Genomic DNA, 12,226 nt, shown 5'->3' with positions numbered 1-12,226 from the left:
GCGGCCCCCGCCCCCCGAATATCCTTGCCAAGCACACCCTGCCCGAAGGCCACGGCGATGACCAACGATCCGCTCCTGCAACCCTACGCGCTGAAGCACCTGACGCTGCGCAACCGGATCATGACCACCAGCCACGAACCCGCTTATACCGAGGACGGGATGCCGAAGGACCGCTACCGGCTCTACCACCTCGAACGGGCGAAGGGCGGCGTCGCAATGGTGATGACGGCGGGCTCGGCCTCGGTTAGCCGCGACAGCCCGCCCGCCTTCGGCAACGTTCTGGTCTGGAAGGACGAGGTCGTGCCCTGGATGAAGCGCCTTGCCGATGACTGCCATGAGGCCGGGGCGGCGGTGATGATCCAGCTTTCCCACCTTGGCCGCCGCACGCGCTGGGACAAGGGCGACTGGCTGCCGGTGGTGGCCGCCGGTCCGTCGCGCGAACCCGCGCACCGGGCCTTTCCCAAGATCATCGAGGATTGGGACATTACCCGGATCATCGCCGACTATGCGGATGCAGCCGAACGGATGCAGGCGGCGGGCCTCGATGGGGTGGAATTCGAATGCTACGGCCACCTGATGGACCAGTTCATCAGCCCGCTGACGAACGGCATGCCCCCCGGCCCCTATGACGCAAGCTCGCTGGATAACCGCCTGCGCTTCACGATGGAGGTCTTGCAGGCGGTGCGCGACCGCGTGGGGCCTCGGTTCCTTCTTGGCCTGCGCTTCGTCGGCGACGAGATGGAGGCCGGCGGCATCCCCCCGGCCGATGGGCTGGAAATGGCGCGGCGCTTCGCGGCCTCGGGGCTGGTTGATTTCCTGAACGTGATCCGGGGTCGCATTCACCATGACGCAGCGCTGACCGGGGTGATCCCGATCCAGGGCATGCCCTCGGCCCCGCATATCGACTATGCCGGACAGGTCCGCGCGGCCTCCGGCCTGCCCACCTTCCACGCCGCCCGGATCCCGGACGTGGCGTCCGCGCGGCATGCGGTGTCGGCGGGGCTTCTGGACATGGTCGGCATGACGCGCGCGCATATGGCTGACCCCCATATCGTCCAGAAAATCATTTCAGGGAAAGAGGATACGATCCGTCCTTGCGTCGGGGCCACCTATTGCCTCGACCGTATCTACCAGGGCGGGATGGCGCTTTGCATTCACAACCCCTCGACGGGGCGCGAGGGGGAGCAGCCGCACCACATCGCACCAGCGCCGGTGCGGAAGAAGGTGGTGATCGTCGGCGCCGGCCCGGGGGGGCTCGAGGCCGCGCGGGTCGCGGCCGAACGCGGGCATGAGGTGGTCGTGTTCGAGGCGGCCCCCCAGGCCGGCGGGCAGATTCTCCTCACCGCCCGCAGCCCGCGACGGCGCGAAATGGTCGGGATCGTCGACTGGCGGATGGCGCAATGCGTGGCAAAGGGCGTGACCTTCCACTTCAACACCTTCGCAGAAGTCTCTGATGTAATGTCAGAAAACCCTGACCTTGTGATCATCGCCACCGGCGGCCTGCCGACCCGGGACATCCTCTCTGCCGGAAACGACCTCGTCGTCACCGCCTGGGATATCCTGTCTGGCGACGTCAAGCCGGGGACGAACGTCCTTCTCTACGACGACGCCGGCGACCATGCCGCCTTGCAGGCCGCACAGGTCTTGGCCGATGCCGGGGCGAAGGTCGAGGTGATGACCCCCGATCGAACCTTCGCGCCGGAGGTCATGGGAATGAACCTTGTTCCTTACGTGCGGGCGCTGCAGGCGAAGGATGTGACCTTCACGGTGACCTGGAAGCTGGAAAAGGTGGCCCGGGCAGGCAACCTGCTTGAGGCCGTCTTCGCGTCGGACTACAGCCCTGTCACCCGAACCGGCAGCTTCGACCAGGTGGTGGTCAACCACGGCACCCAGCCACTTGCGGATATCTATTTTGATCTCAAGCCCTTGTCGGCCAATCTTGGTGCCGTGGATTATGCCGCCCTGATCGACGGCAGGCCCCAGCCCACGACGGAGACGGGCTTCCAGCTCTACCGGATCGGCGATGCAGTCGAGGCGCGGAACACCCATGCCGCGATCTATGATGCGCTCCGGCTCGTACGGACCATCTGAGGGCGCGGCCTGCGGTTGAAACCTGTGCGGGCCGCAATATCTTGTGGTCCGCAGACAAGGACAGGCCATGCCCGACGGAACCCGCGAGATCGAGACAGTCACCCCTCCCGAGGATCACCGGGCGCTGAGGGACGCCTTCGGGCGCTTCGCGACGGGGGTGACGGTGGTCACCACCATGGGTCCGGAGGGGCCGGTCGGGTTCACGGCGAACAGCTTCTCTTCCCTCTCGCTCGACCCGCCCCTGGTCCTCTGGTCCCCCTCCAAGTCCTCGCGGCGGTTCGGAGTCTTTGCCGGGGCCTCGGCCTACGCGATCCATGTGCTGGCCGATGCCCAAGCCGGGCTCATCCAACGCTTCGCCCGCACCGGTGAGGGGTTTCAGGGGCTGGACCATGCCCTGACCGACGAGGGCCTGCCGGTCTTCCCCGCCCTCGCCCGCTTCGACTGCGCGGCCCATGCGGTGCATGACGGGGGGGACCATGCGATCCTGGTCGGCCGGGTCCTCCGGGTGACCGTCCGCGAGGGGGCGCCCCTTGTCTTCAGCCAGGGCCGCTACGGGGGCTTTTCCGGCTAGGACGTCTTCTTCCGGCAGTAAAGCTCCATCCGGTGGTGGACGATCTCGTAGCCGAGCTCGGCGGCGATCTGGCGTTGCAGTTCCTCGATCTTCTCCGACCGGAATTCGGTGATCGTGCCGGTGTCGAGGTCGACGATGTGGTCGTGATGGGGGGCGTCCGCCACCTCGTAGCGGGCACCGCCGTTTTCGAGAGCGAGCCGGAGGACGACCCCTTCCCGTTCGAGGACCGAGAGGGTGCGGTAGACGGTGGCGAGCGACAGGCTGTCGTCCAGCGTCCGCGCCCGGCGGTGAAGCTCGGCCGCGTCGGGGTGGTCTTCGGATTCGGTCAGGACCTTGAGAAGCGCCTCGCGCTGGCGGGTCACGCGGACTCCGGTCTCACGGAGGGCCTGTTTCGGGGTCGGTTTCATGGGTGAGGATGGTAGCGGGCCGGGAGGCCGGGGTCAAACCGTGGCGCTGACCACGGTGGTCAAAATGCGAATATCTTTTGATTTCTGTAGGTTGTGGTTTTCCGTTAGGGTGGTGTTAAGGTTTGGCGGAGGGGTTCCTGCCATCTCTCCCCCACGGAGGGGGGAGGAAGGTGCTTCCCGGGCTGGCGTGGCGCTGGGTGGCTGACGGCGGACCGGGGGTTTCACACCCCCGGACCCCCGTGGGATATTTGGGGACGAAGAATGTTCGGCGCAGATTTTCGCCCTGCCACGATACGGTTAACCGGGTCTTCACGCTTTGCCGTGACTGTCATCCCCGCGAAAGCGGGGACCCATGAGAGAGTATAGCTTCTTTGTCCACCTGATGGCCTCGCGTTGGAACGGCACGCTGTACTGCGGCGTGACGAATGACCTTTTCCGCCGCGTGGCAGAGCATCAAGAGGGAGCGGCTGAGGGGTTCACGAGCCGGTATGGCGTGTCGCGGCTGGTGTGGTTCGAACAGCATTCGGACATCAACGAGGCGATCCTGAGGGAGAAGCGGATCAGGAAGTGGAACCGGGAGTGGAAGGTGGCGCTGATCGAGAAGGAGAACCGGGAGTGGCGCGATCTTGCGGTTGACTTGGGGTTGGAGCCACTCACGAGTGTCATCCCCGCGAAGGCGGGGATCCAGTGTGGTGCGGGTGGAAACGTTGAGAATTATGGATACCCGCTTTCGCGGGGATGACAGGGTCAGCGGTGAGTGCCGGCCGAGCGTCTTGCACTAACCAAAACACAAAGGCCGTCCTTTGGAACGGCCTTTGGGCTTTAGGGGATCCCCGCCTTCGCGGGGATGACAGGTGGCGCGGGATGACTCAGCTGCACCCCGTCGTCGCACCACAGCTGTTGCACTTGAGACAAGTCCCGTTCCGGACCAGCGTGTAGTTGCCGCATTCGCCGCAAGTGTCGCCGGTGTAGCCCTGAAGCTTGGCCTTAGTCCGGGCGTCGGCGGTGCCGAGGGCAAAGGTGCTGGTCGACTCCGAGAAGCCCGAAACCCGGGTTTCGGAGAGGACCGCGGTCATCGGCGCGGACATTTCGGTGCCGGTGGCCAGGCTGCCGCCGAAGGCGGTGACCCCCTGCCCGCCCTGCAGGACGGTGAATTCCTGCGGCACGCGCTTCCGCATGTAGCCGGTGGAGGCGACCTGCTTGAGCACCTCGAGCGACTTCGAGGCGGCGCTTTCGCTGACTTCGGCGAAGTTGCGCTTGCCCTCTTCCTCACCGCGGCCGAGGTCGTCAAACGAGGCGCCTTTCGGGGCCACATGGGCGAGGTCGGTGCGGTCAAGGTAGCTGACCGCGAGTTCCCGGAAGATGTAGTCAAGGATCGAGGTCGCGTTCTTGATCGAGTCGTTGCCCTGCACCATGCCCGCCGGTTCAAAGCGGGTGAAGGTGAAGGCTTCGACGAATTCCTCCAGCGGCACGCCGTATTGCAGGCCGACCGAGACCGCGATGGCGAAGTTGTTCATCATCGCGCGGAAGCCGGCACCTTCCTTGTGCATGTCGATGAAGATCTCGCCCAGGGAGCCGTCGCCGTATTCGCCGGTGCGGAGATAGACCTTGTGACCGCCGACGATGGCCTTCTGGGTATAGCCCTTACGGCGTTCCGGCAGCTTTTCGCGGTGGCGGGAGACGACCTCCTTGATGATCACCTTCTCGACGATCTTCTCGGCGATGACCGCGGCCTTCTCCTGGGCGGAGCCCGTGGCGAGGATTTCCTCGGCCTCTTCATCGTCCTCGATCAGGGCCGAAGCCAGCGGCTGCGAAAGTTTCGAGCCGTCGCGGTAAAGCGCGTTGGCCTTGATGCCGAGCGAGTGGCTGAGTTCATAGGCCGCCAGCGTTTCCGCGATGGTGGCGTTGTTCGGCATGTTGATCGTCTTGGAGATCGCGCCGGAGATGAAGCTTTGGGCGGCGGCCATCATGGTGATATGGCTTTCGACCGAGAGGAAGCGCTTGCCGGTCTTGCCGCAGGGGTTGGCGCAGTCGAAGACCTTGTAATGTTCGGGCTTCAGGTGCGGCGCGCCTTCGAGGGTCATGGTGCCGCAGACATGGTCGTTGGCGGCGTCAATCTGGGCCTTGGTGAAGCCGAGGTGACGCAGGAGGTCGAAGGTCGGGTCGGCGAGTTTTTCCGCCGGGATGCCGAGGGTGTTGCGGCAGAAATCCTCGCCCAGCGTCCACTGGTTGAAGACGAACTTGATGTCGAAGGCAGAAGGCAGGGCCGCCTCGATCTTCTCGATCTCGGCCGGGCCAAAGCCGTGGCCGATGAGCGAAGTGTGGTTGATGCCGGGGGCCTGGCCGAGGGAGGCGTGGCCGACGGCATGGGCGACGATCTCGGCCGCCTGGGAGGTCGAGTAGCCGAGGGTTTCGAGGGCCGCGGGGACCGACTGGTTGATGATCTTGAAGTAGCCGCCGCCGGCGAGCTTCTTAAACTTCACAAGGGCGAAGTCGGGCTCGATGCCCGTCGTGTCGCAGTCCATCACGAGGCCGATGGTGCCGGTGGGGGCGATCACGGTCGTCTGGGCGTTGCGGTAGCCGTGTTCCTGCCCAAGGGCCAGCGCCTCATCCCATGCGGATTTCGCAAGCGCGACAAGGCTTTGGTCCGGGCAGTTCGCCTGGTCAAGGGCGACGGCGGGGACGTTCAGGCCTTCATAGGCCAGCCCATGCGCCGCCGCACGGTGGTTGCGGATGACGCGGAGCATGTGCTCACGGTTGCGGGCATAGCCGGCGAAGGGGCCGAGCTCCTTGGCCATCTCGGCCGAGGTCGCATAGGTCACGCCGGTCATGATCGCGGTCAGGGCGCCGCAGAGGGCGCGGCCTTCGTCAGAGTCGTAGCCGAGGCCCATGTTCATCAGGAGGCCGCCGATATTGGCGTAGCCGAGACCGAGGGTGCGGAAGTCGTAGGACAGCTGGGCGATTTCCTTCGACGGGAACTGCGCCATCATCACCGAGATTTCCAGCGTGACGGTCCAGAGGCGGGTCGCGTGGACATAGGCGTCGGCGTCGAATTTGCCGTTCTTGTAGAAGGTCAGGAGGTTCATCGACGCCAGGTTGCAGGCGGTGTCGTCGAGGAACATGTATTCGGAGCAGGGGTTCGAGCCGCGGATCGGGCCGTCTTCGGGGCAGGTGTGCCAGGCGTTGACGGTGTCGTGGAACTGGATGCCCGGGTCGGCGCAGGCCCAGGCGGCGTGGCCGATCTGGTCCCAGAGCTCACGCGCCGAGACGGTCTTGGCGACCTTGCCGTCGGTGCGGCGGATGAGCTCCCACGGCTTGTCTTCCTTGACCGCGCGCAGGAAGGCGTCGGTCACGCGGACCGAGTTGTTCGAGTTCTGGCCGGAGACGGAGATGTAGGCCTCGGAATCCCAGTCGGTGTCGTAGGTCGGGAATTCGATGCTGTCGAAGCCCTGTCGCGCGTATTGCAGGACGCGGTTGGTGTAGGTGTCGGGGATCATCGCCTTCTTGGCGGCCTTGATCGCGGATTTAAGGGCCGGGTTCTTCGCCGGGTCGACAGCGTCTTCGGTGGAGCCGTCCCACTGGCGGATGGCGGCGAAGATGTCGTTGAGGCGGGCCTCATGCATCTTCGAGCCGGCGACGAGGGAGGCGACCTTCTGTTCCTCGATGACCTTCCAGTTGATGAAGGCCTCGACATCCGGGTGATCCATGTCGCAGATCACCATCTTGGCCGCACGCCGGGTGGTGCCGCCGGACTTGATGGCACCTGCGGCGCGGTCGCCGATCTTGAGGAAGCCCATCAGGCCCGAGGACTTGCCGCCGCCCGAAAGCTTCTCGCCTTCGCCGCGGAGCGAGGAGAAGTTGGTGCCGGTGCCGGAGCCGTATTTGAAGAGGCGCGCCTCGCGGACCCAGAGGTCCATGATCCCGCCGTCGCCGACGAGGTCGTCCTTCACGGACTGGATGAAGCAGGCGTGGGGCTGGGGGTGTTCGTAGGCGGAGGCGGATTTGGTGAGCTTGCCCGTCTCGTGGTCGACGTAGAAGTGGCCCTGGGAGGGGCCGTCGATGCCATAGGCCCAGTGGAGGCCGGTGTTGAACCACTGGGGCGAGTTCGGGGCCGCCATCTGGCGTGCGAGCATGAAGCGCATCTCGTCGAAATAGGCGCGGGCGTCGGCTTCGGTGGTGAAGTAGCCGCCCTTCCAGCCCCAGTAGGTCCAGGCGCCGGCGAGACGGTCGAAGACCTGCTTGGCCGAGGTTTCGCCGACGATGCGTTGATCCTCGGGGAGTTTGGCAAGCGCAGCCTCATCCGGGACCGACCGCCAGAGGAATTCCGGGACGCCCTTTTCCTTCACCTTCTTCAGGACAGCCGGCACGCCCGCCTTGCGGAAATACTTCTGGGCGAGCACGTCGGAGGCAACCTGGCTCCAGCCCTCCGGGACCTCGACCGCGTCGTTGCGGAAGACGATCTTGCCGTCGGGGTTGCGGATTTCGGAAACGGTGGTGGTGAAGGCCAGCGCCCCATAGGCGCCGGTGGCTTCGGTGGTGAAGTGACGCTCGATCTTCATGCCCCTGAACTCCCGTTCTTGCGGCCAAAATGGCCGATAAAATCAAACTCGTGCGGTGGGGTGCCGATGGTTCTGGCCGCAGCGATGAGACAACACCCTTCCGTCCTGCCGGCTGGCCCGGCGGGAGGGTCGCACCCGATTCAGGTGCCCTTTGATGTGGGTCGTCTTGCCTGTCGCTGCGGCACTAGATTTTGTGGTGTCCCCGGCCGCTTTGTCAAAGTGTCGTATTCGCCGAAGTCGATCAACGGAAAAATTTGCCGCGAATGAAGATTTTCGGCTTGACGGTTTCACAGACCACTCACGCGGACGTGAGGCCCTTGAATCAGCGGCTGTGGACAGGTTTGGGGACAGCCTTCGCGTGGCGTGTGAAGAGCGTCGGATTTGCAAGCAAGACGGGCGGTTTGTCGGCGCTGCTTGAAACGGCCGCAGGGGCTGGGGACAGACGCGGTGCGCGATTCTGCTGCGGCGCAGCTAGGGTCGTGGCGCCGTCGGGCGGTTGATCAGGATGATGCCGGCGGCCACCAATCCGGCGGCGGCGAGAATCGCCCATGTGACAGTTTCGCCGAAAATCAGGGCACCAAGGGCGATGGCAAGGATGGGTGTGAGGAAGGAGAAGGACGCAACCGTCGGGGCTGGATAGACCGACAGTAGCCAGAGCCAGGTGATGAAACCGCCCGCGACCACGACCGAGGACTGGAACAGAAGCCATCCGATATGCTGCGGCTGAAGCTCGCGGATCAGGGGGCCGAAGAAGGGGGCGGCGAGAAGGAGGATTGGGCCGGAGACGAGCACCATCCAGAAAAGCTGCATCTCGGGCCCTTCGGCGCGCATGACCGGGCGGCGGGCGATATAGGCCGTCCCGGCCCAGCCGAGCGCGCCGCCAAGGGCGAAGATATCGCCGGCAAGGCTGCCCTCACCCGACTGGCTGCCCGACAGGATCGCCCAGGCCGCCCCGGCAAAGGCCAGCGTCAGGCCCGCGATACGGGTGGGGGTCAGCCGTTCCCCCAGCCCGTAATGCGCCATGATCGCGAACCAGACCGGCATTGAATAGAAGATGACCGAAGTGCGCCCGACGGTGGTGAGGTCGAGGGCCATGAAAAGGCAGAGGAACTCGGCCGCAAAGACGCAGCCCATCAGAAGGCCCGGGCCAAGGGCGGCGCGGTTGAGGCGCGGCGGACGGCCCTTGTACACCAGCCAGGCCCAGACGAAGAAGACTGCCAGAGCCGAGCGCAGTCCGGCAAAGAACACCGGCTGCAATCCTTCGTTCACCAGTTTCACGATGACCTGGTTGAACGCGAGAAGTAGCGTCACCCCAAGGAGAACGGACCCTCCGAAGGCATCGAGTCGGTCCTTGCGCATCATTCCCCCTGCCCTGGGCCTTCCTTTTGCATTGACCGCTTTGGCGGGGCAAGACAGCATCCCCGGCATCATTCGATTTAGTCATGGGGGAAATGATGAGCCTTGGCGATACTTTGTTGAAGGTGGCGATCGGCGTTGCCATAGCGAAGGGACTGAATACCCTGACTCAGGGCGGAACGGCCTCGGCCCAGACCGGGGGCGCCGGGCGCGGGACGCCCTTTGACCCCAAGCCCGCGGGCCGGAGCACGGGATTGGAAGACATCATGAAGGATGCCATCGGCAGCGGCAGTCGCGCCCGGACCGGCACGTCCCGGCAGGGAACGACGACCCAGGGCGGCACCGGCGGGTCTCTGGATGCGCTTCTGGAAGAGCTTTCGGGGCAGAAGCGGGCAAGCCCGCGCGCCACGGCGCCGAAGGGGGGCCTGGATGAGCTTCTGGGCCAGCTGACCGGCACGGGAGGCATGTCGGGCGGCACCACCGGTGCAAGCGCCGGGCGGGCTGCGGCCCCGGGCGGGATCGGCGACCTTCTGGAGCAGATGCTGGGCGGGCGGCAGCCGGGTGCGCCGGTGGAACTGCCCGAACCGAAGCGGGAAGAGGCGCTGTCTGCGGCGCTGATGCTGCGGGCGGTGATACAGGCCGTGAAATGCGACGGCGAGCTGGACGAGGCGGAAAAGGCCAAGCTGATGCAGGCGATGGGCGGGGCCAGCCCGCGCGAGGTTCAGGCGATCAACGCCGAACTCCAGCGTCCGGTCGACGTGCAGGGGCTGGCGCGGGCGGTGCCGCCCGGGCTGGAGCCGCAGATCTACCTCGTCTCGCTTTCCGCGATCAACCTCGACCAGCGGGCCGAGGCGGATTACCTGCACCAGCTGGCCGGGGCGCTGGACCTGTCGCCGGACCAGGTGAACGCGATCCATGACAAGGTGCGGGCACCGCGGCTATACCGCTAGGCCGGGGGCGCTGCGGCTTTCCTTTGCCGGGGGGCCTGACTAGAAGGGCGCATGAACGCCAAGACCCTCCGCAGCGACAACCTGACCGGCATCCTTCTGATGCTGGCCGCGATGGCGCTTTTCGCGGTCGAGGACCTGTTCCTGAAATGGCTGGCGGTCGGGCTGCCGCTGGGGCAGATCGTGCTGATCTCGGGCCTTCTGGGGGCACCGGTCTTTGCCCTGATGGCTTGGCGATCGGGGCGCGGCATCTTTGTGAAGGATGCGCTGCATCCTGCTGTTCTCCTTCGAAATCTTGGCGAAATGATCGGCACGGCAAGCTTCGTCGCGGCGCTGGCGGTGGTGCCCCTGGGCACGTTGGCCGCCGTCCTGCAGGCGATGCCGCTGGCGGTGACGATGGGCGCGGCGCTGATCTTTCGCGAAAGGGTCGGCTGGCGGCGCTGGACGGCGATCGGCGTCGGGTTCCTGGGCGTGCTTCTTGTGATCCAGCCGGGGGCGGAGGGATTTCAGGCGGCGTCGCTCCTGGTGCTGGTGACGGTGGCGGGCATGTCCCTGCGAGACCTTGCGGCGCGGGCGATCCCGGCCGAGGTGACGACGGCGCAGGTCTCGGCCTGGGGGCTGATGGCCGTGGCGGTCCTGGGTGCAGGGATGCTGGCGGTGACCGGCGGGGCGCGGACCGTTGACGGAGGCGAGGCTATGCTGCTTCTGGGCGCGGTCGCCTTTGGCACAGCGGGTTACTGGGCGGTGACGGCCGCGACGCGGACCGGCGAGGTGTCGGTGGTGGCACCGTTCCGTTACACGCGTCTGGTCTTTTCGATGAGCCTTGGGGTGATTTTTCTGGCCGAACGCCCCGATGCGCTGACGCTGGTCGGGGCGGGGCTGATCGTCGCCTCGGGCCTTTACGCCTTTGCCCGCGAAAGGGCGCGGAAACGCGCTTCCCTCACCGGGTAAGCCGGGGTAAAGCGGCAGGCGAGAGCACCCATTCGGCCTGAGAGGAACCCTCATGAGCACGATCATCGACATTCACGCCCGCGAAATCCTGGACAGCCGGGGGAACCCGACGGTCGAGGTGGACGTCACCCTGGAAGACGGCAGCATGGGCCGGGCGGCAGTGCCCTCGGGCGCCTCGACCGGGGCGCATGAGGCGAACGAAAAGCGCGACGGCGATGCCAAGCGCTACAAGGGCAAAGGGGTGCTCGAGGCCGTTGCGGCGGTGAATGGCGAGATCGCCGAGGCGATCGTGGGGTTTGACGCGACCGAGCAGGTCGGGATCGACCGCACGATGATCGAGATGGACGGGACGCCCAACAAGTCGCGCCTTGGCGCCAATGCCATTCTGGGCGTATCGCTGGCGGTGGCGAAGGCGGCGGCGGAGTACACGGCGCAGCCGCTCTACCGCTATGTCGGCGGGACTTCGGCGCGCATCCTGCCGGTGCCGATGATGAACATCATCAACGGCGGTGAGCATGCCGACAACCCGATCGACATCCAGGAATTCATGATCATGCCGGTGGGCGCATCCGACATCCGCGAGGCGGTGCGGATGGGGTCGGAAGTGTTCCACACGCTGAAGAAAGAGCTTCAGGCGGCGGGCCACAACACCGGGATCGGCGATGAGGGCGGCTTCGCACCGAACCTGAACTCTGCCCGCGACGCGCTTGATTTCATTCTGAAATCCATCGAGAAGGCCGGCTACAAGCCCGGCGAGGACATGTTCCTGGCACTCGACTGCGCGGCGACGGAGTACTTCAAGGGCGGCAAGTACGAGATGAAGGGCGAAGGCAAGTCGCTCTCGATCGAGGGGAATGTCGATTTCCTGGTGGGCCTTGCGAACGACTATCCGATCATCTCGATCGAAGACGGCTGCGGCGAGGATGACTGGGAGGGCTGGAAGCTGCTGACCGAGCGCCTGGGGTCGAAGATCCAGCTGGTCGGCGACGACCTTTTCGTGACGAACCCCAAGCGCCTGGCGCGCGGGATCGCGGATGGGGTGGCGAACTCCATGCTGGTGAAGGTCAACCAGATCGGCACGCTGACCGAGACCTTGCAGGCGGTCGAGATGGCGCATCGCGCGCGCTACACGAACGTGATGAGCCACCGGTCGGGCGAGACGGAGGATTCGACGATTGCCGACCTCGCAGTTGCGACGAACTGCGGGCAGATCAAGACCGGGTCGTTGTCGCGGTCGGACCGGCTGGCCAAGTACAACCAACTGATCCGGATCGAGGAAATGCTGGGCGAGACGGCGGAATATGCCGGGCGGAGCATCCTGAAGGGCTGACGGTCCGCTCTCTG

General features: G+C 65.6%; 9 protein-coding genes. 6 read left to right on the top strand and 3 right to left on the bottom strand.

Features of this window, described 5'->3' with window-relative positions:
• Window positions 1–57 precede the first annotated feature (57 nt).
• Both AC2D9V_RS13315 and AC2D9V_RS13310 read left to right on the top strand, forming a co-directional pair.
• On the top strand, window positions 58–2,091 hold the full coding sequence (locus tag AC2D9V_RS13315) for an oxidoreductase (RefSeq protein ID WP_484714578.1): 2,034 nt from the start codon (window positions 58–60) through the stop codon (window positions 2,089–2,091).
• A gap of 67 nt (window positions 2,092–2,158) precedes the next feature.
• Window positions 2,159–2,662: a flavin reductase family protein gene (locus AC2D9V_RS13310; protein ID WP_484714577.1), complete on the top strand. Its 504-nt coding sequence runs from the start codon at window positions 2,159–2,161 to the stop codon at window positions 2,660–2,662.
• Here the strand turns inward: AC2D9V_RS13310 and AC2D9V_RS13305 are convergent.
• Window positions 2,659–3,069 (bottom strand): Fur family transcriptional regulator, encoded by a 411-nt coding sequence (locus AC2D9V_RS13305; protein WP_484714576.1) that lies wholly within the window; start codon window positions 3,067–3,069, stop codon window positions 2,659–2,661. The genes AC2D9V_RS13310 and AC2D9V_RS13305 overlap by 4 nt on opposite strands.
• A gap of 352 nt (window positions 3,070–3,421) precedes the next feature.
• On the opposite strand from AC2D9V_RS13305, the gene AC2D9V_RS13300 reads away from it, so the two are divergent.
• Window positions 3,422–3,811: a GIY-YIG nuclease family protein gene (locus AC2D9V_RS13300; protein WP_484714575.1), complete on the top strand. Its 390-nt coding sequence runs from the start codon at window positions 3,422–3,424 to the stop codon at window positions 3,809–3,811.
• A gap of 127 nt (window positions 3,812–3,938) precedes the next feature.
• Here AC2D9V_RS13300 and AC2D9V_RS13295 read toward each other — a convergent pair whose 3' ends face one another.
• Window positions 3,939–7,628: a vitamin B12-dependent ribonucleotide reductase gene (locus AC2D9V_RS13295; protein WP_484714574.1), complete on the bottom strand. Its 3,690-nt coding sequence runs from the start codon at window positions 7,626–7,628 to the stop codon at window positions 3,939–3,941.
• Between the two features lie 471 nt (window positions 7,629–8,099).
• Window positions 8,100–8,987, bottom strand: a complete 888-nt coding sequence (locus AC2D9V_RS13290; RefSeq protein ID WP_484714573.1) for a DMT family transporter — start codon at window positions 8,985–8,987, stop codon at window positions 8,100–8,102.
• A gap of 95 nt (window positions 8,988–9,082) precedes the next feature.
• Here AC2D9V_RS13290 and AC2D9V_RS13285 point away from each other — a divergent pair, with 95 nt between their 5' ends.
• From AC2D9V_RS13285 to eno, 3 genes are read left to right on the top strand one after another with little or no spacing between them, the layout of a single operon-like run.
• Window positions 9,083–9,934, top strand: a complete 852-nt coding sequence (locus AC2D9V_RS13285; protein WP_484714572.1) for a DUF533 domain-containing protein — start codon at window positions 9,083–9,085, stop codon at window positions 9,932–9,934.
• A 51-nt stretch (window positions 9,935–9,985) separates the two neighbouring features.
• On the top strand, window positions 9,986–10,882 hold the full coding sequence (locus AC2D9V_RS13280; RefSeq protein ID WP_484714571.1) for a DMT family transporter: 897 nt from the start codon (window positions 9,986–9,988) through the stop codon (window positions 10,880–10,882).
• 52 nt (window positions 10,883–10,934) lie between these two features.
• Window positions 10,935–12,212, top strand: a complete 1,278-nt coding sequence (gene eno, locus AC2D9V_RS13275; RefSeq protein ID WP_484714570.1) for a phosphopyruvate hydratase — start codon at window positions 10,935–10,937, stop codon at window positions 12,210–12,212.
• The last annotated feature ends 14 nt before the right edge of the window (window positions 12,213–12,226 follow it).

This window comes from Tabrizicola sp. T46 (assembly GCF_057219895.1).
The sequence above is the reverse complement of the archived record's forward strand: the minus strand, read 5'-3'. Positions and strand labels throughout refer to the sequence as shown.

Bases quoted from the DNA above. Each gene is read 5' to 3' on its own strand.
- AC2D9V_RS13315 (WP_484714578.1), top strand. From the start codon at position 58: ATGACCAACGATCCGCTCCTGCAACCCTACGCGCTGAAGCACCTGACG.
- AC2D9V_RS13310 (WP_484714577.1), top strand. From the start codon at position 2,159: ATGCCCGACGGAACCCGCGAGATCGAGACAGTCACCCCTCCCGAGGAT.
- AC2D9V_RS13305 (WP_484714576.1), bottom strand. From the start codon at position 3,069: ATGAAACCGACCCCGAAACAGGCCCTCCGTGAGACCGGAGTCCGCGTG.
- AC2D9V_RS13300 (WP_484714575.1), top strand. From the start codon at position 3,422: ATGAGAGAGTATAGCTTCTTTGTCCACCTGATGGCCTCGCGTTGGAAC.
- AC2D9V_RS13295 (WP_484714574.1), bottom strand. From the start codon at position 7,628: ATGAAGATCGAGCGTCACTTCACCACCGAAGCCACCGGCGCCTATGGG.
- AC2D9V_RS13290 (WP_484714573.1), bottom strand. From the start codon at position 8,987: ATGCGCAAGGACCGACTCGATGCCTTCGGAGGGTCCGTTCTCCTTGGG.
- AC2D9V_RS13285 (WP_484714572.1), top strand. From the start codon at position 9,083: ATGAGCCTTGGCGATACTTTGTTGAAGGTGGCGATCGGCGTTGCCATA.
- AC2D9V_RS13280 (WP_484714571.1), top strand. From the start codon at position 9,986: ATGAACGCCAAGACCCTCCGCAGCGACAACCTGACCGGCATCCTTCTG.
- eno (WP_484714570.1), top strand. From the start codon at position 10,935: ATGAGCACGATCATCGACATTCACGCCCGCGAAATCCTGGACAGCCGG.